Source organism: Endozoicomonas sp. PH6C, from assembly GCF_059322965.1.
Map to the genome: position 1 here is coordinate 6,749,436 of NZ_CP185342.1, position 25,367 is coordinate 6,774,802.

Here is a 25,367-nt window from a genome sequence, read left to right on the forward strand (position 1 = left end):
TTATTACTGTGCTAATGGGTCAGGGTTTATATTTGCAATTCAGAAGGGTAGCAAGATTTGTGACGATATTATTTTCTTGGTGCGTAGTCAAAAACGTCAGAGTGCAGGTTTTTTTCCGGGAATCCGTCTCCAATCATTACGTCATATGTCGCATAAACCATTTGTGGTGAGCCACTGATATAGGTCTGACAATCGAGCAGCTTTTCGCGATCGACCAGAATCGCTTCATACAGCAGCCCATGGCGCCCACACCAGTCATCTTCATGATGGGTTTCACTAACTACCGGATGATAATGAACGCCCTGGCCAGACCATTGCACAGGGAGGTTGGGCAGATAGAAGTCTGCAGGTGTTCTGGCTCCCCAGTAAAGATGCATCTCACCGTGATGATGGTGACGCAGGCAATACTCAATCATGCTTTTCATTTGGGAGAAGCCGGTGCCGGCGGCAACGAAAAGCAGGGGCTGCTGTTTGTCGATTGAGTCAGGGAGATGGCAATTCCCTAGAGGCAAACTGACGTTCAGCACACCTTCTTTTATTTCCCGAAAGAGCTGTTGAGAGTTTGGACTGCCTTTCAGCTGTTGAATATGCAGCTCCAGATGCTGCTGGTTTTTTTGCGGCGCTGAAGCAATAGAAAAACAATTGTTTTCATTATTCTGAAGGTGAACAACAAGATACTGACCCGGATAATAGCCAGGAAAGCAGTCTGACTCAGCAGTCAGTTTGATACGGTAAATGTCGGAACTGAGAAGCTGAGTATCGGCAACTGAGCACCGCAGCCTGGAAGACTCGCTTATCTGCACAATACCTCCCTCCCGAATATCACAGCCAGCAGGAATGCCCGGGGTTTCCCTGATGACCGTATTAAGAAGTAACTCTCTAGGAGGCTGACCGAGAATAGTCTGCCCTACTGTGGCGGCAGCAAATTGGTCTGAAAATCCGCTTTTGTTCGTCAAATAGCTGGCTATTCTCCTCACAAAACCGAATTTTCATCCTCAATTTTCTGCCGTCCTCGCTACGGGCGCTATTCTCGGTCAGCCTCCTAGCAGCCTGTCGGACTTAAGTCTGCCCTACTCGGCAACTGCTCCTGCGTTGCTCTAGCTCCTGCATCCGTGCGGTTGCGATAAATTGGTCTAAAAATTCCTGCCTCTTCGTCAAATAGCCCCCTGTTCTCCTCAGAAGCAGAAATTTTTAGACCAATTTCTCGCAATCCTCGCTACGGGCGCTTGAGTCCGACAGGCTGCTAGCTCGGGTAACCGAGTGATAATCAAGAGCTGTAATTGTTTCAGTCTATACCCAAATCACCCCAGAGTGCATCAACCCGTTCCTTGACTTCCTGCGTCATGGTTATGGTTTGCCCCCATTCCCGATCGGTTTCTCCGGGCCATTTATTCGTAGCATCAAAACCCACCTTGGAACCAAGACCTGCAACGGGTGAAGCGAAATCCAGATAATCAATGGGAGTGTTTTCAACAAAGACGCAGTCCCGCTTGGGATCCATTCGAGTCGTCATGGCCCAGATGACATCGTTCCAGTCTCTGGCATTGACATCATCGTCGGTGACAACAACGAACTTGGTATACATAAATTGTCTGAGGAATGACCATACACCGAGCATGACTCGCTTGGCATGACCCGGGTATTCCTTACGCAGGGTCACCACCGCCATTCGGTAAGAACAGCCTTCCGGAGGCAGATAAAAGTCCACGATTTCCGGAAACTGCTTTTTCAGAATGGGGACAAATACCTCATTCAGGGCCACTCCCAGGATAGCGGGCTCATCGGGAGGCCTGCCTGTGTAGGTGCTGTGATAGATGGGATCTCTTCTGTGAGTAATACACTCTACGGTAAAGACCGGAAAACGTTCCACTTCGTTGTAGTAACCGGTGTGATCACCGAACGGGCCTTCGTCTGCCATCTCTCCCGGATAGATATGCCCTTCCAGAACAATCTCGGCACTGGCAGGTACCTGAAGATCGTTGGTGATGCTTTTAACCAGTTCGGTTTTACTGCCTCTTAACAGGCCTGCAAAGGCATACTCTGAAAGACTGTCAGGCACTGGGGTTACTGCCCCCAGGATAGTAGCTGGATCAGCACCCAGAGCTACCGTTACGGGGAAAGGCTTGTCAGGGTATTGCTGATGCCAATCCCTGAAGTCCAGAGCACCGCCACGATGAGAGAGCCAGCGCATGATCAGTTTGTTTTTACCAATCAGCTGTTGCCGATAAATTCCGAGGTTCTGTCGATCCTTTCCAGGGCCTTTGGTGATGACCAGAGGCCAGGTGACCAGAGGGCCCGCATCGCCGGGCCAGCAGGTTTGAACAGGAATCCGGTTCAGATCTATCTCATCACCTTTGAGCACGACTTCCTGACAGAGGGCTTTACTGACCACTTTGGGCCCCATGTTCAACACTTGTCTGAAGACAGGCAGCTTTGTCAAAGCATCACGGAAGCCCTTGGGTGGATCGGGTTCCTTAAGATATGCCAGGAGCTGACCTATCTCCTTCAGCGCACTGACATTATCCTGCCCCATACCCAGAGCCACCCGGCGCTCTGTGCCAAACAGATTGGCCAGTACCGGCATGTCATAACCTTTTGGATTTTCGAACAGCAGTGCCGGCCCTTTCTTGCGAAGCGTTCGGTCGCTGATTTCGGTCATTTCCAGATACGGATCGACTTCGGTCTTGATTCTGACGAGTTCACCCTGCTTTTCCAGCAGCTTGATGAAGTCCCGTAGGTCCCTGTATTTCATTGGAAGTTAAAGCTGAGGCTGAGAGAAGATGGGGACAGGCTGACCTGTCCCCGGATAATGATGGATTACTTCCGCTTCATAGACTGGAAGAATTCTTCATTGGTCTTGGTGTGCTTCATGCGGTCCAGCAGGAATTCAATGGCGCCGATTTCGTCCATTGGGTGCAGGATCTTGCGCAGAATCCACATGCGCTGCAATTCTTCTTCTGTGGTCAGGTAGTCTTCACGACGAGTACCGGACTTGTTGAAGTTAATGGCAGGGAAAACACGCTTTTCAGCGATGCGACGGTCGAGGTTCAGTTCCATGTTACCAGTACCTTTGAATTCCTCGAAGATCACTTCGTCCATTTTCGAGCCAGTGTCCACCAGGGCGGTAGCCATAATGGTCAGACTGCCACCTTCCTCAATGTTACGGGCAGCACCAAAGAAACGTTTGGGACGCTCCAGAGCGTGGGCATCAACACCACCGGTCAGAACTTTACCGGAAGAAGGAATAACTGTGTTGTAGGCACGAGCCAGGCGGGTAATGGAGTCCAGCAGGATCACCACGTCTTTCTTATGCTCAACCAGTCGCTTGGCTTTTTCCAAAACCATTTCAGCCACTTGCACGTGTCGCGATGGAGGCTCGTCAAAGGTCGAGGCCACCACTTCACCACGCACGGAACGGGCCATTTCGGTCACTTCCTCCGGACGCTCATCAATCAACAGAACGATCAGGTGGCATTCGGGGTTGTTACGGGTGATATTAGCTGCAATATTCTGCAGCATCAGGGTCTTACCAGCCTTAGGGGGGGACACGATCAGACCACGCTGACCTTTACCGATTGGAGCCACCAGGTCGATAATTCGGCCTGTTAAATCCTCGGTGGAGCCGTTACCCATCTCCATGACCAGACGATCCTGTGGAAACAACGGGGTCAGGTTTTCAAATAGAATTTTATTACGGGCGTTTTCTGGCTGGTCAAAGTTAATTTCATTGACTTTTAGCAGTGCGAAATAGCGTTCACCCTCTTTAGGTGGTCGAATTTTACCCGCAATGCTATCACCGGTTCTCAGATTGAATCGACGAATCTGACTGGGTGAAACATAAATATCATCAGGACCCGCCAGATAAGAACTGTCGGAAGAGCGCAGGAAGCCGAAGCCATCCTGCAGGATCTCAAGAACACCATCGCCATAGATGTCTTCCCCGCTGCGGGCGTGGCGCTTCAGGATTGAGAAAATTACGTCCTGCTTCCGGGAACGGGCCAGATTTTCAAGGCCCATTTCATTAGCGATCGCCAGAAGTTCAGGAACAGATTTTTTTTTCAGTTCGGTAAGATGCATAAGAGTTCGCGAACGTTAAATTGAAAGGTAATGGCCGTCGTAGTTGCAGGAAGATCAGATATTATTGAGATTATTATTTTCAGCATCGTTTAATATCGATGCCTGCCTAAGCTCATAAAAACGGCTTTCAAGCTGTAACCACATCGTAAAGGCTAGCTCGAAACAAACGTGGCCGGAGTATCCACTACTGCTGTTCAGAAGGACCTTCAAAGCTCCAGAAAAGCATTCAACAGGCTTACCTGAAACAAGCAGATCTAATAACTCCCGAATTAACAGTCTATATCCTTTTCTGGAAAATAATCAAGAACTCCTGCTACGTCAACTTTTCAGAAACTTTTTGTTGAGAAATATTTCCCTTCGGAGCAAGCATGAAAACAGCTATTTCGTATCTGTGTTTTTGATTTTCATCAGCCTCATTCTGACGATGATGGATGGGCGCCGGACTATCCTGACTCATTGCTTTGTGATATCACACAATGCTGTGAAACCAGCTGGATGATTCGACTTCATCCGGCTGATTTTTTCCAGAAATCTCTTGGCCGGGAGTATCAGAAAGCTTCTGAAATCTCTAAAGCCGTAAGATTGATTCTGTTACAGGTTGCTATCAAGAAATGCTGTCAGCTGAGACTTGGACAGGGCTCCAACCTTGGTCGCTTCAACATTGCCACCCTTGAACAGCATCAGTGTTGGAATGCCTCGAACGCCATACTTTGGAGGTGTGGCTTCGTTGTCATCAATGTTCAGTTTACAGATTTTCAGTTTGCCGTCGTAGTCCAGTGCGATTTCGTCCAGTACGGGCGCGATCATTTTGCAGGGACCACACCATTCAGCCCAATAGTCGACCAGTACAGGACATTCTGCCTTCAGCACGTCCTCTTCGAAGGTAGCGTCTGTCACATTGACAATTTCGCTCATGGAATGGATCTCCTAGCCATTTTGCTTAATGTCAGAGCCCGAATCATAGCAAAGGGATGATCCCGGAAACAAATTCGATCACTCTGATTTTATTGTGGGTGGTAGTTTACAGAGTTATGATTATTTGTATACGGCTGTCAGCATGAATCAGATTTTGCAGCCTGTAATTGATGACTCATGGGATGTTTATTTTTCATCATCAGAAACTTGAAAGTATGGCTTTTTTCCTTTCACGAAATCTCTGCCAAAACCTGTAAACAGAAGCTTTAAGCGCAAGCAGCCCGGTATACAACAATGTGCGGCTGACAGTAAATGTGCTGTAACCAGAGCCTTCTGTTATATTGCTGGTTTATGTTAGCCAGCACCATGATTTGCATGACAAAAACTGATTGTCTGGTCATGGCCTGATTATTCAACCAACCGTCAGCTCAACGGGCCCCGGGTGAAAAAAACCGGACTGATTGCTGCGGGAGTGTCGAAGAAGAACATTATGACAGACCAGGGTCGTATTGAGTCCAACAGCCAGCCTCTCGTGGCAGCTATTGATCTGGGTTCCAACAGTTTTCACATGATTGTCGCCAGAGTGGAACAGGGGGAAATCAGGCCGATTGAACGACTTGGAGAAAAAGTACAGTTGGCTGCCGGTCTGAGTGAGGATGATTGTCTTTCTGAGCAGGCCATGAAAAGAGGACTGAATTGCCTGGCACAGTTTGCCCAGTATATGTCCGGAAGGCACTTTCAGGCACTTAGGGTCGTTGGCACCAATGCCCTTAGAAAAGCGAAGAACAGCAGCGATTTTGTCGAAAAAGCTGAAAAAATCCTCAATCATCCTATTGAAATTATTGCCGGTCGGGAAGAGGCCCGTCTGATCTATTTGGGCGTAGCCCAGACTCAATCAGACGACAATGATCGTCGAGTTGTGGTCGATATTGGTGGTGGCAGCACCGAGCTGATTGTAGGTGAGCGCTTCGAACCCAGACTGCTCGAGAGTCTTCATATGGGTTGTGTGGCCTATACCGACCGGTTTTTTCCCGGCGCAGAGCTGTCCCCCGAGCGCTTTCAGTCGGCTTATTATGCGGCGCGCCTGGAACTCCTGAATATTGAACAAGCCTACAAAAATCTTGGTTGGGTGGATGCGGTGGGCTCCTCTGGCTCTATTCGGGCAGTGAGTTCGATTCTCTCAGCCATGGGCCATGGTGAAATTATTACCCATGAAAAAATGGACATGCTCAAAAGTCAGGTTCTGGAATTCAGTCACACTGGCAGAGTCCGTTTCCCTGGCCTGAAACCGGATCGGCAGGCTATCTTCCCTGCCGGGCTGGCCATTTTGATGGCCTGTTTTGACGCTTTCGAGATAGAAAGGATGCAATACTCAGAGGGTGCTCTTCGGGAGGGCGTTCTTTACGACATGCTGGGTCGGGACCGTCATGAGGATGTCAGGGGCCGGACCCTGTCGGCATTGATGAAACGCTATCATGTTGACCTGACCAATGCAGAAGGGATTAACCGTTACTCACAGGCCTGTTTTGATCAGGTCAGAAAGAGCTGGGGACTGGTGGCTTCTGATCGGGAGTTATTGAACTGGGCTTCACTGGTGTGCGAGGTAGGCCTGGATATTTCACATGCACAATACAACCGTCATGGCGCTTATCTGATCCAGCACTCGGATCTGATGGGGTTCAATAAAGAGCAGCAGAGAAAGCTGGCTCTGCTGGTGCATGGGCATCGCAGAGCCATTCCGAAAGGCTTGCTTGAACATTCAGACAGCAACCTGCTGTTAAAGCTGACTGTGCTCCTGCGTCTGGGGATTGTGCTCAATCATATACGGGACGGGGCTTTCTCCCATTATGATTTAAAAGCGGGTCACCGTACTCTGAATGTTAGCTTTGAATCAGGTTGGTTAGGAGATCACCCCCTGACAGCAGCCGACTTTGAACGAGAAAAAATGTATCTGAATAAGGTCGGCTTCAAATTAACTGTGAACTGATGGATCGGGGGGCTGTTCGGAAGACATATCAAATTCCTGATACTCTTCCCTGTCCCTTGTGAGCATGATGACGGCACCGTCAATCAGGTTTGTGCAGGCATCGTGAACATGAGCGCTGTCGTTCAATAGTGAGCTTGCAATAAATGGGTCGACCTGTCCGGAGCGAATCAGTTCGTTCAGAGTCTCGTTGGTTTGCCCGTCTCTTTCCCTGAGTTCTTTCTTCAGTTGTTCCGCATGTTCACGGATATGGCTGTAACTGCGACGAACGCCCAAAATGTCAACCAGCTTTAGAACGGAAGCCAGACAGAGCCTCAATTGATTGTACTGTTCCCGAATCTGCTCATTTTCCGACTGGGTGTATTTGCCCATGTTCTTGTAAATATGCTTGACGTGCTTGATGGCCTGAACAAAATCACGACAGGCCACCTTCAGGGCAAACAGCTCCTGAGCTTGCTGCCTGGGGAGTTTACCTTCCAGGGCACCAGAATACTGGACAATATCCGCATAGATACCCTTTATGTGGCGAATATAAAGTTCCTTGATCGTCCAGGGCTGGTCATCCCTGCGCCAGCTCTGAACCAACTCTTCGAGGTTGTCAGACTCACGAAGCTTTTCACCGCTGAGATAAATGCCATAACAGATCAACTCAAGAGTATTGCGATAGAGATGTCCACACTCCTTGGTAATGGCTCTCAATGCGGTATCGGGATAACTGAGAGTGACCGGGTTCAGGTAAATAGCTCTTTCAACCTTCAAAGATTCATCCCCCGCAAGATTTAATGGAACCTGCGGAGTGCTCTCGGTAAAGAGCATCTGTAGCCAATGCACCATTTTATTGAGGAAGGGCAAAAGGGTCACGATACCAATGATGTTGAACAGGCTATGAAAGATGGCCAGCTTCAAGGTGTAATTATTCGCGGCAATACCATAAACAGAAGCCAGATAGTCCACTGCCCCCATCAGAGGTTTGAGAGCAGCAATAGCAATGGTGGCCGTGACGACATTAAAAGCAAGGTGGGCAACAGCCAGCCTTTTACCTTCTGCGTTGGCACTGATGGCTCCAAGGATGGCCGTAATCGTGGTGCCAATATTTGAGCCGATGGCCAGGGCCAGGGCATTCTCATAGCTGAGCTGACCTGCAGCAAGAGCCGAGAATGTCAAAACCATTGTTGCGTTGGTTGACTGCATAATGATGGTGGCCAGCATACCTAACCCGGTATACACCAGCACCCCCGAAAAGCCCTGCATGGCAAATTCAGCCAGGTCAATGGAGCTTTTGAAGGCATCAAAGCCCACCTTCATGTAGTGGATACCGAGGAACAGAAAGCCTATACCAAGAAGGATGTAACCTAATCCATTAATATTCTTGTACTTGTTGGATTTCAGGAGCACTCCTATCACTAAAAGGGGCATGGCATAGGTTGACAATTTAACCTTCAAGCCAAAAACAGCCACCAGCCAGGCACCGGCTGTACTGCCAAGATTTGCACCAAAAATAATCCCGATTCCTGCCGTCAGGCCTATCAGTCCGGCACTGAGAAAGGAAATGACGATAACCGAAACCAAAGAGCTGGATTGCAAAAAAGCGGTGGAAATCACACCAAAGGACAGGCTTTTCCAGACCTTATCGGTAGTTTTCTTGAGCAGAGCTTCAAGAAGCCCTCCGGTATAGACCTTGAAGCCCTGCTCCAGATAAACCATGCCAAACAAAAAAATAGCAACACCAGCCGCTATCTCGCGAAATTCGGGGCTGACCCAGAAACCATAGATCAGCATTACAATGATAGAAGGTAAAAAAAGTCGGCTTAACATGCCTGATTGAAAGCTCATAAACATTCCGAACGCTGACTTCATTACCGTCCTTATCGGCGCGTTGGTTCGGACTTTTCAATTAATTTATCTGTAGCAAAACTGTCACTAAAGAGTCAGGACTGAGGCCCGATAATATGGGTTCCCGAGATTCTAATGCCTGATCAGCAGTATGGAATAGCCTCGCGGGTAAAGATGACAGAGATGAGAAACATTCAAAGAGCTGTGACGGCAAGTTTCATAACAGGGAACTTCGTTCAGATGGTTGAGTAACAAGGTTAGGAAGATGGCCGGAAATCTGATAGTTAAAGATCGAATCACCTGCGAGCAGGGGCGATTATATCAATGCCTGCGAAATGGTCGGATCAAGGTACTGATGGACACTGGTGAGGTCAGAGAGTACTTTGCCAAAGATCTGGTGGCTACACTGGCCTCCAGTCCGGCGGCAGAGCTCTCCAAAAGACGTTGTCTGAAGCAGTGACATAATGGACTGAAGTGCACTAATAAATGAAGGCCTGTTTTTTCAGGCCTTTTTTCTGACACTTCCTACCCTGTCAAAAATTTACGACGATTTTGCTAATTCAGCCTGTCGCCCGGAAATGCCCATGGCGTATTTCATGACTTCCTTCACGGCAGGCTTTGATTTAGCGGCAAGACTCAATGCAACGTTTCTCAAAACCTTCAGGGGCAAACTGTTGTTGCTGAAAGCAAGGTAGAAAGCATCCATAGTACTCATCATCAATTGATTGTCTCTGCGACGAGCTTTTTCGTATCGCGACAGTACTTTCTGGCTACCCAGCGACTCACCCGCTTGAAAGGCATCAGTCAGTACTTCTGCCAGCCAGGCAACATCCTGAAAGCCCAGATTGACCCCCTGACCCGCAAGAGGGTTGATGGTGTGTGCGGCATCGCCTGCCAACACCACTCCATTAGTGAAATAGTTCATGGCATGACGACGGGCCAGCGGGAACGAGCCTCTCCCATGCAGCTTAAGCAACGGTGGTAACTCTTTGGGAAAAGTCGATGACAGCTCTTCCAGAAAGTCAGTGTCCGAAAGTTTCATGAGTTTCTGGACATTCTCAGGCAAGTTATACCAGACAATAGACGCATAACTTTTGCTGTCGATATCGGGCAGTGGCAGAAAGGCTTCCGGTCCGGTAGGCGTGAAAGCCTGCCAGGTAATGTCCTGCAAGCCGCCTTCAATCTCTACAGTAGCCACCAGACACTGTTGCTCATATTCACGAGTGTCAAGACGAATATTGGCTTGCTCCCTGACTCTGGACTGGGCACCGTCAGCCCCGATAAGCAGATCCGCTTTAAATACACTTCCATCCTGCAGCATGATTTCAGGCTTTTCACCCTTTAGATTCATACTTTCAATAGTTGCCGGGGCGAACAAGGATACCGACTCTATATCTTTGAGCCTTTTTAAAAGACCCAGCTGAGTGATGCGATTCTCGACAATAAAACCCAGCTGGTCGTGCCTGATATCTGCTGCGTTGAATACGGTTTGATTAGGACGCTTATCCGTTTCACTGCCGGGCGGAAAGTGCAATTTCTCCCATACAGCCATGCGTCGGTATGGGCACATTCTCATGGTTTGCAGGTATGGCCAGACTCCCAGGTTTTTCAGAATCTGCTCTGATGCATAGCTCAGTGCCGACACTCTCAGGTCCGGCAACTGATCAGGTTTGAATGCTGACGGTAAGGCCCGGTCAAAAACTGCAATACGAATACCTTTGAGACCCAGAGCACAAGCAATTGCGGCACCCACCATACCTGCGCCAACCACCAGTACATCGTAGTTTTCTGATTTCACCATAGCCTCACTTCCCATTAACCCAAACTGTGCAGATAACCGGCCCATATGACCACAGGGCCGCTGAATGCTCAACTACCCGAATCAGGAAGGATGTCGCAGCATCTAACAAATAAAAACCAATTTTCTTGCATATCAATCAACTGCTGCTAAATACATTGTCATCATAAATAAAATTTATTAAGTGAGTATTCAAATGCAGTATCGGTTTCTTCCGATAGTCCCACTCCTTGTGTCATTTTACAGTGAAGCAGGACAATGGCCTAACTTAGCCCAGTATTCAACTTCTTATTATTACAACCAACCCAAAATAATAATGGACCGGAATCTTCCACATTTACTTCAATTGTCGGAAGCTCCCAAAGTACCATGGACCGATGAATTATTTTATCATCCCGAACCCCCCCCCCTGAGTGGAACAAAAACACTTTTTCAATTGAACATTGCTACAGCTGGTGCTTCCTGTGTTGAGATTTCTGAAGCCGATGGCGGTGTTTTCGTCAGTGCATTTAAAGACGCAGAAGGAACTTCCAAAACAACACCTGCATTAGAGCAGGTCTATCTGAATCAACTGGATATTCTCAGACTGAACAGAATCAGTCTTATTTTTGACTCTCAGGTCAACACCATGAAATTTTCTTTTCATGGAAAAACCTTCATTATTTCCGAATTCAGCGATTCTGAAATTTTCGAACCCTATCACTCATACCTGGTCCCGGCTATCTTGTTAATGCCCGAAGTCCTGCAACTGGTTGTCAATCTGGTCCAGCACCTGAATGAACACCCTTATGGTATAGAGGGAGAAGAAGCTTTCCCCGGGGGAATGCTCGAACAGGCTGACGAGAATGAGTATTTCATTTTTCCCGACATGACTCTGTTTCCCACTCAGCCCAACACAGGCTTCTGCAGGGGCAGCAGTCACTGTGTTCCCCTGAGTCAATATGCCTGGCTGGTCTATTCAGGGCATGGGAAAGCAGCGATTATCAGTGATCCTTATTCCTCCGATGAGCCTATGGATGGAAAAAAAGGAAAAAGAGGTAATGGCGATAGAGGGAAAAAAACGGTCTATAGACCAGCACCTGCCGGATTGACTAACTTCCGGGTCGGTAATGTCCGAAATGGATACGTCGGGCTTGGCTCAGGCGGTGAAGAAAATGATCCACCTGAAAGAGCAACAGATTATTCCAGAACACCTCCAGAAGACAGAAACGAATTTGAAGATGACGAAACTTCTTTCCTGCTACCTGAAGATGATGAAGCTGACGAGCGAGATGCTCAATCAAGGTCTGATCTGGAAAGATCTACAATTGCCAGACTGAATCGTAATGCAGAAAAAGGCAGACGCATCGAAACTGTCCAGATAGAAAAATTCGCAAATTTCAGAGGCCGTTTTTATCGTATAAATCATGGTAAAAGAAGCTGGAAGAAGCTGACGGATGACCAAAGCGTTCAATTCGATGAATCAAAGGAAGCGTCGCAGAAACCATCCACACCACCACCTGAAGCACCTGCAACTTCTGATCAGGAATCAGCTGAAACAGAGACAACAGTCATGCCTCCTGACACAGCTCCATTGCTGGTAGCGAAGGATGAAGAAGAGTCCGTAGTCAGTTCTGGCCCTTCAAAAAACAGAGAGCTGCGCAAAGGTATGTCATCCAAAGAAAGGAGGTTACTCATCAACATTGATGAGATTTAGACATCAGACTCGCTGTCATTTTGATACTCGTCTTTGTCTTTTTGACGGGCCCGACGCTCAGAAAGTTTTCGGGCCCCACGCTTCTTATTGCGTTTTTTTGAAGCTTTTCGGGATCGCAGATTTCGGGCAGAGTTGAGCCCCCGCTCCTTTTGAGGGACTTTTGGCTGATACTCATCGCCCGCCTGATGAGAACCTTCACCCTGATCGCCTGAGCTTTTGTCTGGGTTTTCACCATAGTCCAGTGCAGTGGAAGTAGAAGACGGATTGATTTTCATCAGTTGCGCTTCCTTGCTGACCTATTGAATGAGTGTATCCTGAAAAATCTTTACCTCCAAGCGTAATCAGCTAAATCGTCACAAACCTTGAAAGCAGTTCTGCCAAATGGCTGGAAGACAAATAAAAAACAATTTTTTTGCATATCGATCAACTACTGCTAAAAATAACCTTTGCATAAATAATGTTGATTAAGTACCTGGCCAGTTGGTTTCGCATATTCTGGCGAGTGGATTTTTTCATCCTTCAAAGCGCAACGACGGGCGCGTAGCCATAGCTACGCAACCAGAGTTGGAACGCAGAAGGATGGAAAAAGCCGCCGTCCAGAATATGCGAAACCAACTGGTTAGGTACTAAAGTGGAGTATACAAATGCAGTATCGGTTGCTTCCGATAGTCCCTCTCCTTGTGTCATTTTACAGTGAAGCAGGACAATGGTCTGACCTGGTCCATCATTCGATTTCTTATAACTACCAACCCAAAACAACGGACTTATACCTATCACCTATAGAAGTATTGAAGCTTCCTGAAGCACAATGGACTGATACTTTTTTTTATCAACCTGAAGCGTCCCCTCTGAGTAAAACAAAAACATTTCTTCCATTAAATGTTGCCACTTTCGGCTCCTCCTCTATTGAGATATCTGAAGCCGATGAAGGTGTTTTCGTCACTGCATTTAAAGTCGCAGATAGAACTTCCAAAACAACATCTGCATTAGAGCAGGTCTATCTGAATCATTTGGATATTCTCAGACTGAACAAGATAAGGCTGGTGTTTGATTCTCAGTTCAACACCATGAGATTTTCTTTTCATGGAAAAACGTTCATTATTTCTGAATTCAGCAATTCTGAGATTTCCGAACCCTATCACTCATTCCTGGTCCCGGCTATCTTATTAATGCCGGAAGTTCTTCAACTGATTGTCAACCTGATCCAGCACCTGAATGAACATCCTGACGGCTTGGAAGGAAAAGAAGCTTTCCCTGGGGGAGTGCTGAAACAGGCTGAAGTAAATGAGTATTTTATTTTTCCCGACATGACTCTTTTTCCCACTTATCCCAACACAAGCTTCTGCAGGGGCAGCAGTTACTGTGTTCCCCTGAGCCAATATGCCTGGCTGGTCTATTCAGGGCATGGTAAAGCAACCATTATCAGCGATCCTTATTCCTCCGAAGAGCCTATGGACGCAGATACTGGAAAAGAAGGTGAGGGAGGTGAAGTGAAAAAGCCTGCCTATGCACCTCTTCTTGGCGGGTTCACTGACTTTCGAACAGGTAATATCGGCAGTGGTGGAGGTATTGGGGCTGGCTCAGGCGGTGAAGACAATGATCCACCGGAAAGAGCAACCGATTATTCCCGTACTCCTCCAGAAGACAGAAACGAGTCTGATTATGTTTATATCTCTTTAATGAATGACATCTCTTTGCTTTTAGACAAGGTTAGTGAAGTCTACGAGCGACAAGGCTGGACCTTCTCTGACAGGGAAAAAGCTACAGTAATTTATGCACCTGAAGGCGTAAGATTTAATGCATTTTCTTTTGAGGCATACTCTGGAGCAGAGATTCCGAAAGATATGCCACAGGAAGAACTCGAGAAGCTGCGATACGCTTTAGTGCTCGCCCAGGATGCTATTGGTGATAAATTTAAAGTTATAGGCATAAGACATCTTATACAGAAGCTGAAAAACCTCATTGGCAAATCCGATGATTCAAGAGAAGCTTCGACAGAAGCACCTGTTACTTCTGCTCAGGGATCTTCTGAAACAGAAACAACCGTCACCACTCCTGACACGGACGCCGGGGCTACAAATGATGCAAGTGGTGGCTACCGTCACTGGATGTTCCTGAAATCTTATGGCACGCTGTACGGCTGTGGTTATATTTTTGAAGACGTAAAGATGCAGCCAGATGATTCCCACACCAGCATGTCAGATGGCTCAGGGAAAGCTTCGCCAGAAGCACCTGTCCCTTCTGCTCAGGGATCTTCTGAAACAGAAACAACCGTCACCACTCCTGACACGGACTCCGGGGCTACAAGTGATGCAGGTGGTGGCTACCGTCACTGGATGTTCCTGAAATCTTATGGCGAGCTGTACGGTCGCGGTTATATTTTAGAAGACGTAAAGATGCAGCCAGATGATTCCCATACCAGCATGTCAGATGGCTCAGGGAAAGCTTTGACAGAAGCACCTGTCCCTTCTGCTCAGGGATCTTCTGAAACAGAAACAACTGTCACAGATGTTGACACGGCCTCCTTGCTGACGAACGATCAAGAACAGTCCGACGTCGATCCAGATTCTTCAAACATAGGAACGCTCCAGGAAGATAGTCCAGACAAAGAATTGGACTTAGTTGATCAGCATTAGTGACTTGCATCACTTGTGACGGATACTTTGGCAAGGAGAACTGATTATGTGTTTTGGAGGTGGTGGCGGATCAGCAAAGTGCCCTGAACCAGGGTGGGTTCTTTGGCACCATTGGGACGGTGGCGGGGATTGGGGCTGCTGCGCTGTTTTAGTCGTCGGGGAGCCAGTCTTCTGTCATAATCTGGTCAAACGTCCATGGGCATTGGTCTGGAAAGCTGTTGTTGTTCACAAGATAACGTTTGTTGGTTATGAATAGGTTCATCTGCTCGATAGCTCTTTTTTTAGCTTTAGGGTAACTGTTTGATAAAGACTCGTCCTGCCGGGGTTGTAGGTGTGGGTGTTTTTTAATTAAATCACTAATGTCGTTACGTGCATTGGAAATACTGATAAACCAGCTTCTAAAAGTCTTGGGTTCATACAGGTTTGGGTTAATAACAAAGGTTTGGTAATGATACTTGAGTAAGTGCAATACCAGAGTAACAAGATGAGATTCCAGATTATCGGCATAATCCCCCATTCGTAGCTCCATAGCCTCCAACAAATTGTCGATGTCAAGCTGGTCAAATTGTCGCTGGGCTAGCAAATCCCGTTGCTGTCCTAGCCACTTGTGGTAGTCAGTTCTGTATAAATCAGTCATTGTCTGTCTCCGGTAGCCAGTCTTCTGTCATGATCTGTTCAAAGGTCCACGGGCATTGGTCTGGGAAGCTGCTTCTATCAAGTTTCTGGCTTTCACTACGGGCGTGTTGATTCATCTCCTTAACTGCAAGCTTTTTGCTATCTTGATAAACGTCGGTTATCAGCTCATCAGCCTTGGATTCCAGACAGCGGTCACCCTTTAAATGGCGATTGATCTGAACTCTTGATTGCCCAATACTAGTGACCCATAAATGGGCTACCATACTTTCCACCCAAGGGTCTTTTAACACTCGTTTCTGATAATCGTATTTGAGTAGATGCAGCAACAAGATAGTTAAATGAGACTCAAAAGCCTTGATACTGTTGCCCATCTCGTACTCCATCGCCTCCAGAAGATTGTCTATGTCGAGCTGGTCAAATTGCCGCTGAGCCAGTAACTCCCGTTGCTTGCTGAGCCATTGGGTGTAATCGGTTTTGTATAGGTTTTCCATAAATCACCTCCATTGCCCTTCCACTGTAGGCAAATAGCAGAAGGGAATCAAAATGAATTACCAAAGCACAGATGCCTTTGCCGGGGGCTTTGCCCGTGGTTTTGGACTGGTCAATTCGGCCATTGATGCCAAGGAGAACCGTCAGTATCGAAAACAAATGATGGGGATGCAGAAACTAAGTTTAAGCAACTATTTTCAAAGAGAAACAAAGGCTCTAGTCTATGCTGTTTATTTTCATTGAACCGGTACCTCTGTCATCTTATGCAACAGAAGCCTATCGTCATTTTTGACTCCGGAGTCGGAGGTCTCAGCATCTACCAGAAAGTCAGGGAGAAACTGCCGTCTCTGTCCGTGATTTACTGCTCTGACAGTGAAGGTTTTCCCTATGGCCCAAAGTCTGAAAATGATGTGGTTGACCGAACTCTTCATTGCCTGTCACGGCTGGTTAATAACTTTCACCCCTCCCTGGCCATCATCGCCTGCAATACAGCCAGCACAGTTTCTCTGCCCAGGGCCCGCCAGCTGCTCGAAATTCCTGTTGTTGGCGTTGTGCCAGCCATCAAACCTGCCAGCCAGACTTCAAAAAAACGCTGCATTGGCCTTCTGGCCACGCCGGGAACCGTTGGAAGAGAATATACCAGTCAGCTGATCCATGAATTCGCAGGAGACTGTGAGGTGATTCGGGTAGGCAGTAGTGAACTGGTGCACCTTGCTGAACAACATCTGCGCGGTGAAAAAATAAACCCTGATGATCTGAAAAAGATTATTGAACCGCTGTTCAATGGCACTAACTGGCCAGACTGTATCGTTTTGGGTTGCACCCATTTTCCATTGGTTCAGGAACTTCTGGATTCTGTCGTACCCGCCCCCGTTACCTGGATTGATTCCGGTGAAGCTATCGCCCGCAGAGTGGCCTCTTTGCTGGAGGTGCATTATTCCCATCATGAAGGGCCTGTTGAACATCGCTTCCTTTATACGGGCTCAAACAAATCAGTCACATCATTGCTGCCTGCCCTGGAAGCCATGAATTTTTCGGAAATAACCTGTCTGGACTGCCTGACCGGGATTACCCCGTCAGGCTGACAATCAAAGTTCTCAGAAATGTTGTAATACTCAGTGGCATGCATCAAAGGATACATGGGTCTGTTTTGCCTGCCTGCTGTGATCCGGATTCTCGTCTACGCTCAATGCCATGAGTTCATTATCTGTCAAAAACCAATCAGCAGTTTTCAATCCATTTGATACCTGAAAGGCGATGTTATGTTTATTCAAAAATTAAGATATTCAAATTACAGTCTGGTGTTGATGCTCATCATGCTGCCACTTGTTTCACCTTATGCCCGTTCTTCTCCATATTTAAACTCTAATTCCTGGCTACAATCTCTGGCAACCATGTTTGTTCTCCACTCCGCTATTAACCGTCCTGACAATCAAAATAGCGGCTTTGCAGATGCCAAAAATCTTAAAACTTGCGAAGGTAGCTGTCAGTTTGAGCCACAGTTGCATGAATATTTTAAAGGCACAGTTGTTCTTTTTGTCAGGATTGATCATGGCCCTTGCCCGACAGGGAATTTTGATGAAAAAGAGGAGATTTGGTTTGGGCTCTGGAATCGTCAATATAAGTGGGTCGATTTTTTTATGATGAAGTTAGAAAATCATACATTGGATACAAGAAAAGGTTACGAAGGACGGTTTTCTTATTCTTACAAAGGAGATGCGGCAGGCGCTAATCTGAAAATCTTTTTTAAGGATGTACAGCCAGAAGAGGCCGGATTTTATGGCGCACGCATCCGTTATGACTCCTTCCCACCAGTTATGTTCAGCTGCGATCTTGAACTAAGACACATTCATCATGGGCCAGTGAATCCAAACATTGCTGTTCTTGAGGGCAATGAAGCCAGATTCCAGTATAGGTTCAACCCCACTGTTGATAATGAGATACCATCACTGGATTCGGTTCGCTTTGGCCCCCAGCAAAAAAATGGCAGTATCGAAACCTACCTTTATTGGCAGAAAGACAAGGCAGAAAGTATTTCCTATGAAAATGCCGAAAGACAAGTACCGATGAATTTTTCCAGTCCGGGAAACACATCGCTGAGTTTTTCCAATCTGAAAAATATTTCACTGGATCTTTCCAATCTTGGAAACTACACCTTCGCTGTGACTATGCACGGAGTCAATTTAACTGATGCTGGTCGTTATCTTTGTGATATAGAAGTGACACGCTCTCTAAAAACTTTCCACACGCTAACCACAGACCTGGTTGTCAAAGCAAATCTCTCCGACCCTGAGGTGGTAGAAGCATCCACCCAAAGCCCATTTTCGCAAACGCATACTTTCTATCCCGGAGATACCAGAACCCAAAAAGCAGATCTTGCCAATAGACTCAACTCACCCATCGCTATACATCAGCCAATATCTCAAGAACCGCCTCAACAGGAGTGTCTTTATCCCAACCCCGACTGGAAAAAATTATCACGAGATTACAGTAAGGGAATAGAGACAGGAATCGCCGTTGGAATCCCCGTGGGGTTCGTTTTAACTACTATAGCTGCTGGTATTATCTATTATGTTCGCAATTTGCGAAAAAACCATCACCATCATCTTATTGAGGGCGAGTTTATTCCTGGTTATGATGTAATTATGCTTGACACCAAATGATCATTAAGTAACTGGCCAGATACTTATGAACAGAATTTTAACCCTATTCATGCTGCTATTCACTGCAATAACTTATGCAGAATGGATAAAAGTAAACCCGGGCAAATACTCTGACTATTATCATATGCAATATGAACTGAAGTCTGGCGAGTACAGGGTTAACGAGCACTATGGTTTTAACCAGGGTGGTCAATTTGAAATATTGGTGCCCAAAAAATACTTTCCTATACCTGCACCAAACTGCAAAAAAAATATCATTATACGAATGCCAGCTTCAGAGAATGAAGGGCGAAAACGAGCACTGTACGATAAGCTGCTGGCGGGAGAGTCAGTAGTAGTCACATTGGAACTTAACCCTTATGTCAATGTCACCAACGAATCGCCATTAGAATTGGAGTTACAGTACTGTAACGTGTTTTTCAGACAAAAGTGGGGGGATTACTACGACGCACTGTGAATCACGCTACAAAATCAATTGCGGCACTCCTCACCTGAATTAAGGCTGTCGCAAAGCTCTCGTTTCCATGCAGGGACCCACAGGGTCTGAAAACTTGGGAACCAGGGTTTTGCGACACCCTCTTTAGACGGGGGAAGATCCAGGTCGCTGACCAGATGCTTATACCTACAACGGACTCAGGTTAGCGTAAGCCATCATCAACCATTTTGAACCTTCCGAATCAAAGTTGACCTGAACCCGGGCCTGGCCGCCTTCACCCTCATAATTCAGGACCACCCCTTCACCAAAGACATCATGATGAACACGCTGGCCTAAAGCCAATCCATGGTCAGATGTTTGAACAGAAACCGGACGAGTAATTGATCCACCCAGACGCACTTCCTGCATCAGCTCGCCGGGAATTTCCCGAATAAAGCGGGAAGGGCGATTCATGGTGTCACTCCCGTAGAGTCTGCGATTCTCTGCATAGGTAAGATAGAGCTTTTCCATAGCCCGGGTAATCCCGACGTAACAGAGTCGTCTTTCTTCTTCCAGGTTACCTTCTTCCAGAGACATCTTATGGGGGAACAGACCTTCTTCCAGACCGGCAAGAAAAACCAGCGGAAACTCCAAACCCTTAGCTGAATGAAGGGTCATCATCTGAACGCTGTCTGTAAATGGGTCAGCTTGATTGTCTCCGGCTTCCAGAGCCGCGTGGGCCAGAAATGCTGCCAGCGGAGACATGGGCTCTGTCTCTTCATCCTGATCGAAGTCTTCAATATCAAATTCGCTGCAGGCGGTGACCAGTTCCTCCAGGTTTTCTACCCTGGCACGACCTTTTTCCCCTTTCTCTTTCTCATGATGATCAATCAAACCAGAGACGGATATTACATGGTCGGCCAACTCCCCCAGATTCAGCTCATCACCTGAAGCACTCAGGCTTTCTATCAAGTCAACAAATTCACCCAGAGAACGACCGGCTTTGCCACCAATGGCACTGGCGGCAACAACAGTTTTGACGGCACCCCATAAACTCAGGCCCTGTGAACGGGCTGTTTCACGGAGTTTTTCAACGGTTTTTTCACCAATGCCACGAGTAGGAATATTGATAACCCTTTCGAGGGAAGTGTCGTCATCAGGTGAGCTGACCAGTCTCAGATAGGCCAGAGCATTCTTGATTTCCGCCCGTTCAAAAAACCGCTGACCACCATAAATTCGGTAGGGAATGGAAGCCCTGAGCATGGCTTCTTCGAGAATACGGGACTGGGCATTGGAGCGATAAAGTATCGCTATACCACTGCGAGCCATGCCCTGTTCAGAAGCCTCACGAATACGATCGGTGATAAATCGGGCTTCATCCATTTCGTTAAAACCGGCATAAAGCTGGATGGGCTCTCCTTCATAACCGCTGGTCCAGAGCTCTTTACCCAGCCTGTCCGGGTTATTGGCAATCACTGCATTGGCTGCACGCAGGATGTTACTGGTAGAGCGATAATTTTGCTCAAGACGAATGGTTTGGGCTTTCGGAAAGTCTTTTGAGAATTGTCGTATGTTTTCAATACGGGCACCACGCCAGCCATAGATCGACTGATCGTCATCACCGACGATCATCATTTTGTCCTGATCACCGGTCAAGATCCTCAACCAGGCATACTGAATGGCGTTAGTATCTTGAAATTCGTCCACCAGCAGGTAACGGAATCGCTCTTGATAGTGCTGAAGAATATCCGGTCTTTTCAGCCAGAGCTCATGTGAACGTAGCAGCAGCTCACCAAAATCAACAACACCTGTTTGGTTGCAATAGTCATGATAAGCCCGGTAAACATCCAGCATGGTTCTTTCAAAAGGATCATAACCCGGATCGATATAGTCAGGTCTGAGCCCTTCATCTTTCTTGCTGTTAATGTACCATTGGGCCTGACGGGGAGGCCACTTCTGTTCATCAAGGTTCATGGCCTTCATCAGACGTTTGATCACCCTCAGCTGATCATCGCTGTCGAGTATCTGAAAGTTCTCAGGCAAGCCTGCATCCTTAAAGTGAGCCCTCAACAACCGGTGAGCCAGCCCGTGGAAAGTTCCAACCCACATGCCACGAGGTGGAATCCCGAGCAGTTCTTCGATACGGCTTCGCATCTCTGCCGCTGCCTTGTTGGTAAAAGTCACTGCCATAATGGAGTAGGGCGACATGCCTTCAGCCTGAATCAGCCAGGCAATACGATGCACCAGTACCCGGGTTTTACCACTGCCAGCTCCTGCCAGAACCAGCAGTGAACCCGGAGGACTTGTGACCGCCTGTCGCTGGGCATCGTTCAGGGAGTCAATGATAGGGGTTACGTCCATAGACAGCATTCTTTCCAGCTAGATAAAAACCATGCAGTCCGGCTGCTCAATGCGCAACCAGAGCCGTTAAGGAATTGTACAAGGTTTTAGCAACATCGTCGTAAACTCTCGTTTGGACGAAGGTTTAAGACAATTCTGCTAAAAATCACTACCGTGAGACATATCTCACACACTTTGTCGTATTTTTCTCTTGTTCTTCTCAAACATTTTTCATAATTTCGTAACTGTCAGAAAGCATCATAAAAACAATAAAAATCAAAAAGAACAAAGAGGTGCCGCCATGGCTAACAAAGATATACAGCTTAAGAAAGATTATCTTCAGGAAGAAGAAATTGTTCGAGACGATTTACCTAATAAAGGTTCAAAGCGCGCACTGCAGATTCGAAGGGCCCTGGAAGACAGAAAAGAAACCAAAAAACTCAGCTCGTTCTTCGGCGACAGCTACTGGGGTGATGTTTGACCATTCATTTTTTCAGCCCCTTATCAAGGGGCTGAGATTTTGCTGACCATTCCAGATTTTACTTTCCCACCGCTTTCTCTATCGCAATCCTGATATAATCTGACTCTCTTGCCGTTGTCTGTTTAGCAGCCATTAACCATCTTATTTGCGAGCTAGAAAACAAACAACAAATCGATTTGTTAGAAAAACACGGGCATTTACTACCAGAAGTGTTATAGTATAACGTTTTTTTTAGATACTAATACAGTTGCCTCCCTATGATTTCCTCAAGAAAACCAAAGATAATACTCTGGCTGGCTGGCCTTTTTCTCTCTTTGTCGGTCTGGAGCAATGAACCGCCCAAAGTACTGACCTCTATTAAACCTTTACAACTGATTGCGGCTTCCATCACCGAAGGTGTTACTTCTGCTGACGTGTTACTTCCTGCTGGTGCTTCTCCCCACAGTTACAGCCTGAAGCCTTCAGACGCCAGAAAGCTTTATGAAGCCGATTTTGTTTTCTGGGTCGGACCCGATATGGAAGTCTTTCTGGATAAAACCCTGTCAGGTTCAATAAAAGCGACCTCCGTGCCTTTAATGCAGGAAAGTGAGTTAAAGCTTCTGAAAATTAATGAAGGCGAAGAAGAGAACCATGATAATCATGGTGGAGAAAACCACGATGATCATGCCGGAGAAGATCATGATGATCATGAGAACCATGATGACCATGCCGGGGAAAGCCATCATCACCACGGCGAGTATGACGTCCACATCTGGCTAAGCCCCGATAACGCCATAGCGATAGCCAAAACCCTGTCAGAGAAGCTGAGTGAGCTGGACCCTGGGCATAAAAAGCAATACACAGATAATTACAACGCATTCAAAAAAGCGGTACAGGCAGCAGATAAGCGCAACATCAGCAAACTGACTGACTACCATAATCAGCCCATGTTCGTTTTCCATGATGCTTATGGTTACCTTCAGAAGCATTACGAGCTGAATATTGTCGATCATTTCACTGCAAACCCGGAACAGCAGCCGGGTGCGAAACATCTGACTCATCTGCAAGAGAAGCTTAAAAAAGCCGGTAATAGCTGCGTTTTCCGTGAACCGCAGTTCCAGCCTGCTTATATTGACAGGATCATTGAAGACACCAACGCCCATGTTGCTGTGCTCGACCCTCTGGCCACAGATGTCGCTGTCGGCCCTGATGGTTATATCGAGTTTATGGACAGTTTGACCAACACCATCGTCAGCTGCCTGAAGCAGTAATTACAATTTAACAAGAGCCCCGTTAAAAAGAGCCCCGTGAACCTGCAATTGACAGGTGATCGGGGTATTTACTGAAGCCTGAGCCCCATAAAACTGCCACCAAGAAACGCGGCTACTGCCAGAAAAGGCAGCAGGGAAGCCAGCAGGGTTACCCACATTTTCAACTTTGAACGCTCCAGACGCAGATTCCATCGTTCTTCCGAAAAGGTCTGGTCATCATCCAGCTCTGTGGATAACCCGCAGCTTGAACAGGTCACCTGCCACATTTCAGTGTCCCCAACCATCATGCTGGCCAACTCTGCTTCGCCCAGACAACAGGGACACTTTTCCAGTTTCATAACGCCTCCTTGCATTTATGCACACATCAATGACAGTTTTTTCCACATCTTTTAACAGGTTATCCACAGATAAAACCTTTACTCAAGGATTATCTTATTCATTAGCTGGCCCTAATGTCACACCTCTGCCAGAGTTTCAAATGGCAATATCGCCAGCTAAATGAACACGTATGTTTTGAGTCAGGGCTTGTGTGGCAAATGCCTGAATCACTTGTTTCAGATTTTCTTGCGGCACATAGGCAATAGAAATATGGTTGCTCTGGTGACCCGCCATCAGGTCGTCACGACCCACTCCGTCCAGTACACAGTTCATCAAAGGCCACTCTTTGCAGGTTGCATTAAGACGACGCTGAAACTCTTCCTGAGGCAGTTCGAAGGCCGTACCGGTACCGATATGCATGTGAACGTCTGTACCCTCATAGTGCGCTCGAGCCCACACAAACCTGCCTGCTTTACTCTGGCCGCTCACCGTAGAGCCGCCTAAGGGGAAGTACATGGCAGGCTGTCGGTGACCGATAGCACCGCCGATTCCCCCCTTGATGTGTTCGAAAGGTACAGAGCCGGAAATTTCGAAATCCCAATAAAATGTACCTTCAAACTCACTGCCCCAGCGAATATCGTGCAGCGTTGTCTCCGATGGCAGACCCAGACTGTCGAGCAGGCGAAACAGCATGGTTTGTGGAATAGCGGTCCCCATGTCTACCTCGTTAATGCAGGGAATGGGCTTGCCTTCGGAAATCACGTCTCCATTGTCGTCTTTAATCGGAAAGCGGGCGGTTGAGCCGATGGCACCTTCTGCAAAGTCCGAGGCAGCACAACTGTCTTTCAAACCCTGTTGATACTGAACCCCAACGCTTGTCAGGCCAAAACGTTTGGTCGCACGAGCCATGGCAATCATCATGGCGCACTGCTCTTTTACCTGCTCGCGGGTCAGCTCGGTGGCAGCATCGCTACCAAATTTGAAGGCCATACCGCGATCGACATACCATTGCAAACACTCCTCACGCAGCTCTTCTGAAACAAGACTCATGTCGTGCAAAAGCGCGGACTGGGATAATGCCTCAATGGGCATACCAATCCTGACCAGGCATTCATGTGGGAATACGCCGTTCATCATGCCCATGCAGAACATGTCGTAAAGTCCCATAATCTCCTTGTTTTCGAGAATGTATTCTCCCACCTGCTGACCTATTTTACCGGCTTCAGTGCCAGTCACAGGGTGTTCTTTGGTGATCTCTTTCAGGTAGGAGGTATCGTGTTCAATCTGTCCGCTTTCCAGCCAGGCTTGCAGACCCATGTAAAAGAAATCATCATCAAAGTTTTCGGACCACAGGCGGCTGTAATCTTTGCCAAGACTGGTCAGGGTGCCAGCCATACACAATGCCCCCACCAGACCGGGCCATGTGCCATCGAAGTTAGCCAGCAACAGGATAGGGCCCCTGTGATGAACCAGAGAGGGTGCTATGTGATGCGAGTATTGCCACGCGGTCATCAGCACAATAACCGGAGCCTCAGGGTTAATCGAGGCCAGAACATCAGAGCCTTCACGCTGGTTGCTGATGAATCCGTGTCCCTGTTCCTCTTTTACGGGATGGGCGCGGCGGGCACTGAAATCAAACTTCTCTTTCAAGACCGCCTCCAGTTTTCTCTCAAAAGACTGCTGAACATCCCAGCATGTCTGATTCGCAGTATCCCTGAGATCGCCATTTGCAATAACAAAGACTTCTTTATTTTGCAGGGCAACAGGTTGTCTTTTCTCAGGCAGGGTCAGGGTTAAAGCAGTCACAATTTAAACCTCCTTAGGCCGTCTTTGTCT

At 47.4% G+C, this 25,367-nt stretch carries 22 protein-coding genes; 10 read left to right on the top strand and 12 right to left on the bottom strand.

Annotated elements, in window-relative coordinates:
* Positions 1–68: 68 nt before the first annotated feature.
* The 4 genes from ACOMG9_RS23955 to trxA form a co-directional block, all read right to left on the bottom strand.
* Entirely contained in the window at positions 69–956 is an 888-nt protein-coding gene (locus tag ACOMG9_RS23955; RefSeq protein WP_448215166.1) for an NAD(P)H-flavin reductase, read from the bottom strand.
* Between the two features lie 329 nt (positions 957–1,285).
* Positions 1,286–2,752 carry a 4-hydroxy-3-polyprenylbenzoate decarboxylase gene (ubiD, locus tag ACOMG9_RS23960; protein WP_448215165.1) on the bottom strand — a complete coding sequence of 489 codons (1,467 nt, stop codon included), beginning with the start codon at positions 2,750–2,752 and terminating at the stop codon, positions 1,286–1,288.
* Positions 2,753–2,817: 65 nt separating this feature from the next.
* Positions 2,818–4,077, bottom strand: coding sequence for a transcription termination factor Rho (gene rho, locus ACOMG9_RS23965; RefSeq protein WP_257276489.1), 1,260 nt, complete (start codon positions 4,075–4,077; stop codon positions 2,818–2,820).
* 591 nt (positions 4,078–4,668) lie between these two features.
* The gene (trxA, locus tag ACOMG9_RS23970; RefSeq protein ID WP_317144147.1) at positions 4,669–4,992 is read right to left on the bottom strand and encodes a thioredoxin TrxA; all 324 of its coding nucleotides are present in this window, start codon (positions 4,990–4,992) and stop codon (positions 4,669–4,671) included.
* Positions 4,993–5,482: 490 nt separating this feature from the next.
* Between trxA and ppx the strand changes: the two genes are divergently transcribed.
* A complete protein-coding gene (gene ppx / locus ACOMG9_RS23975; protein WP_448215164.1) occupies positions 5,483–6,979 on the top strand; it encodes an exopolyphosphatase in 1,497 nt (498 codons plus the stop codon).
* Here ppx and ACOMG9_RS23980 read toward each other — a convergent pair.
* Complete coding sequence (locus ACOMG9_RS23980) at positions 6,965–8,809, bottom strand: Na/Pi cotransporter family protein (RefSeq protein ID WP_448215163.1); 1,845 nt, start codon at positions 8,807–8,809, stop codon at positions 6,965–6,967. The two genes, ppx and ACOMG9_RS23980, sit on opposite strands and share 15 nt — an antisense overlap.
* Positions 8,810–9,074: 265 nt before the next feature.
* On the opposite strand from ACOMG9_RS23980, the gene ACOMG9_RS23985 reads away from it, so the two are divergent.
* Positions 9,075–9,269, top strand: coding sequence for a hypothetical protein (locus tag ACOMG9_RS23985; protein ID WP_422136167.1), 195 nt, complete (start codon positions 9,075–9,077; stop codon positions 9,267–9,269).
* A gap of 81 nt (positions 9,270–9,350) precedes the next feature.
* Here ACOMG9_RS23985 and ACOMG9_RS23990 read toward each other — a convergent pair whose 3' ends face one another.
* Positions 9,351–10,610 (bottom strand): FAD-dependent monooxygenase, encoded by a 1,260-nt coding sequence (locus ACOMG9_RS23990; protein WP_448215162.1) that lies wholly within the window; start codon positions 10,608–10,610, stop codon positions 9,351–9,353.
* A gap of 433 nt (positions 10,611–11,043) precedes the next feature.
* On the opposite strand from ACOMG9_RS23990, the gene ACOMG9_RS23995 reads away from it, so the two are divergent.
* Positions 11,044–12,303 carry a hypothetical protein gene (locus ACOMG9_RS23995; protein ID WP_448215161.1) on the top strand — a complete coding sequence of 420 codons (1,260 nt, stop codon included), beginning with the start codon at positions 11,044–11,046 and terminating at the stop codon, positions 12,301–12,303.
* Here the strand turns inward: ACOMG9_RS23995 and ACOMG9_RS24000 are convergent.
* Positions 12,300–12,578 carry a hypothetical protein gene (locus tag ACOMG9_RS24000; RefSeq protein ID WP_448215160.1) on the bottom strand — a complete coding sequence of 93 codons (279 nt, stop codon included), beginning with the start codon at positions 12,576–12,578 and terminating at the stop codon, positions 12,300–12,302. The genes ACOMG9_RS23995 and ACOMG9_RS24000 overlap by 4 nt on opposite strands.
* 369 nt (positions 12,579–12,947) lie before the next feature.
* Between ACOMG9_RS24000 and ACOMG9_RS24005 the strand changes: the two genes are divergently transcribed.
* The gene (locus ACOMG9_RS24005; protein ID WP_448215159.1) at positions 12,948–14,939 is read left to right on the top strand and encodes a hypothetical protein; all 1,992 of its coding nucleotides are present in this window, start codon (positions 12,948–12,950) and stop codon (positions 14,937–14,939) included.
* A 148-nt stretch (positions 14,940–15,087) separates the two neighbouring features.
* Here ACOMG9_RS24005 and ACOMG9_RS24010 read toward each other — a convergent pair whose 3' ends face one another.
* Both ACOMG9_RS24010 and ACOMG9_RS24015 read right to left on the bottom strand, forming a co-directional pair.
* Positions 15,088–15,576, bottom strand: coding sequence for a DUF29 domain-containing protein (locus tag ACOMG9_RS24010; RefSeq protein ID WP_448215158.1), 489 nt, complete (start codon positions 15,574–15,576; stop codon positions 15,088–15,090).
* A complete protein-coding gene (locus tag ACOMG9_RS24015) occupies positions 15,569–16,066 on the bottom strand; it encodes a DUF29 domain-containing protein (RefSeq protein ID WP_448215157.1) in 498 nt (165 codons plus the stop codon). The genes ACOMG9_RS24010 and ACOMG9_RS24015 overlap by 8 nt, the downstream gene beginning before the upstream one ends.
* A 52-nt stretch (positions 16,067–16,118) precedes the next feature.
* Between ACOMG9_RS24015 and ACOMG9_RS24020 the strand changes: the two genes are divergently transcribed.
* From ACOMG9_RS24020 to ACOMG9_RS24035, 4 genes are all read left to right on the top strand, one after another.
* A complete protein-coding gene (locus ACOMG9_RS24020; RefSeq protein WP_448215156.1) occupies positions 16,119–16,307 on the top strand; it encodes a hypothetical protein in 189 nt (62 codons plus the stop codon).
* Positions 16,308–16,327: 20 nt separating this feature from the next.
* Entirely contained in the window at positions 16,328–17,149 is an 822-nt protein-coding gene (gene murI, locus ACOMG9_RS24025) for a glutamate racemase (protein ID WP_448215155.1), read from the top strand.
* Between the two features lie 177 nt (positions 17,150–17,326).
* On the top strand, positions 17,327–18,727 hold the full coding sequence (locus ACOMG9_RS24030) for a hypothetical protein (RefSeq protein WP_448215154.1): 1,401 nt from the start codon (positions 17,327–17,329) through the stop codon (positions 18,725–18,727).
* Positions 18,728–18,752: 25 nt separating this feature from the next.
* A complete protein-coding gene (locus ACOMG9_RS24035; RefSeq protein WP_494529541.1) occupies positions 18,753–19,184 on the top strand; it encodes a hypothetical protein in 432 nt (143 codons plus the stop codon).
* A 165-nt stretch (positions 19,185–19,349) separates the two neighbouring features.
* Here the strand turns inward: ACOMG9_RS24035 and uvrD are convergent, their stop codons facing one another.
* The gene (gene uvrD / locus ACOMG9_RS24040) at positions 19,350–21,503 is read right to left on the bottom strand and encodes a DNA helicase II (protein WP_448215152.1); all 2,154 of its coding nucleotides are present in this window, start codon (positions 21,501–21,503) and stop codon (positions 19,350–19,352) included.
* 280 nt (positions 21,504–21,783) lie between these two features.
* Between uvrD and ACOMG9_RS24045 the strand changes: the two genes are divergently transcribed.
* Both ACOMG9_RS24045 and znuA read left to right on the top strand, forming a co-directional pair.
* On the top strand, positions 21,784–21,963 hold the full coding sequence (locus ACOMG9_RS24045) for a hypothetical protein (RefSeq protein WP_317144168.1): 180 nt from the start codon (positions 21,784–21,786) through the stop codon (positions 21,961–21,963).
* A gap of 257 nt (positions 21,964–22,220) precedes the next feature.
* Positions 22,221–23,213: a zinc ABC transporter substrate-binding protein ZnuA gene (gene znuA / locus ACOMG9_RS24050; RefSeq protein ID WP_422139433.1), complete on the top strand. Its 993-nt coding sequence runs from the start codon at positions 22,221–22,223 to the stop codon at positions 23,211–23,213.
* 68 nt (positions 23,214–23,281) lie between these two features.
* Here the strand turns inward: znuA and ACOMG9_RS24055 are convergent, their stop codons facing one another.
* A complete protein-coding gene (locus tag ACOMG9_RS24055) occupies positions 23,282–23,551 on the bottom strand; it encodes a hypothetical protein (RefSeq protein ID WP_422136151.1) in 270 nt (89 codons plus the stop codon).
* A 136-nt stretch (positions 23,552–23,687) separates the two neighbouring features.
* Positions 23,688–25,337: a hypothetical protein gene (locus tag ACOMG9_RS24060; RefSeq protein ID WP_494529542.1), complete on the bottom strand. Its 1,650-nt coding sequence runs from the start codon at positions 25,335–25,337 to the stop codon at positions 23,688–23,690.
* Positions 25,338–25,367: the final 30 nt, after the last annotated feature.

Coding starts and splice junctions, on each gene's coding strand:
- ubiD (WP_448215165.1), bottom strand. CDS start 2,752: ATGAAATACAGGGACCTACGGGACTTCATCAAGCTGCTGGAAAAGCAG.
- rho (WP_257276489.1), bottom strand. CDS start 4,077: ATGCATCTTACCGAACTGAAAAAAAAATCTGTTCCTGAACTTCTGGCG.
- trxA (WP_317144147.1), bottom strand. CDS start 4,992: ATGAGCGAAATTGTCAATGTGACAGACGCTACCTTCGAAGAGGACGTG.
- ppx (WP_448215164.1), top strand. CDS start 5,483: ATGACAGACCAGGGTCGTATTGAGTCCAACAGCCAGCCTCTCGTGGCA.
- ACOMG9_RS23980 (WP_448215163.1), bottom strand. CDS start 8,809: ATGAGCTTTCAATCAGGCATGTTAAGCCGACTTTTTTTACCTTCTATC.
- ACOMG9_RS23985 (WP_422136167.1), top strand. CDS start 9,075: ATGGCCGGAAATCTGATAGTTAAAGATCGAATCACCTGCGAGCAGGGG.
- ACOMG9_RS23990 (WP_448215162.1), bottom strand. CDS start 10,610: ATGGTGAAATCAGAAAACTACGATGTACTGGTGGTTGGCGCAGGTATG.
- ACOMG9_RS24000 (WP_448215160.1), bottom strand. CDS start 12,578: ATGAAAATCAATCCGTCTTCTACTTCCACTGCACTGGACTATGGTGAA.
- ACOMG9_RS24005 (WP_448215159.1), top strand. CDS start 12,948: ATGCAGTATCGGTTGCTTCCGATAGTCCCTCTCCTTGTGTCATTTTAC.
- ACOMG9_RS24010 (WP_448215158.1), bottom strand. CDS start 15,576: ATGACTGATTTATACAGAACTGACTACCACAAGTGGCTAGGACAGCAA.
- ACOMG9_RS24015 (WP_448215157.1), bottom strand. CDS start 16,066: ATGGAAAACCTATACAAAACCGATTACACCCAATGGCTCAGCAAGCAA.
- ACOMG9_RS24020 (WP_448215156.1), top strand. CDS start 16,119: ATGAATTACCAAAGCACAGATGCCTTTGCCGGGGGCTTTGCCCGTGGT.
- murI (WP_448215155.1), top strand. CDS start 16,328: ATGCAACAGAAGCCTATCGTCATTTTTGACTCCGGAGTCGGAGGTCTC.
- ACOMG9_RS24030 (WP_448215154.1), top strand. CDS start 17,327: ATGTTTATTCAAAAATTAAGATATTCAAATTACAGTCTGGTGTTGATG.
- ACOMG9_RS24035 (WP_494529541.1), top strand. CDS start 18,753: ATGAACAGAATTTTAACCCTATTCATGCTGCTATTCACTGCAATAACT.
- uvrD (WP_448215152.1), bottom strand. CDS start 21,503: ATGGACGTAACCCCTATCATTGACTCCCTGAACGATGCCCAGCGACAG.
- ACOMG9_RS24045 (WP_317144168.1), top strand. CDS start 21,784: ATGGCTAACAAAGATATACAGCTTAAGAAAGATTATCTTCAGGAAGAA.
- znuA (WP_422139433.1), top strand. CDS start 22,221: ATGATTTCCTCAAGAAAACCAAAGATAATACTCTGGCTGGCTGGCCTT.
- ACOMG9_RS24055 (WP_422136151.1), bottom strand. CDS start 23,551: ATGAAACTGGAAAAGTGTCCCTGTTGTCTGGGCGAAGCAGAGTTGGCC.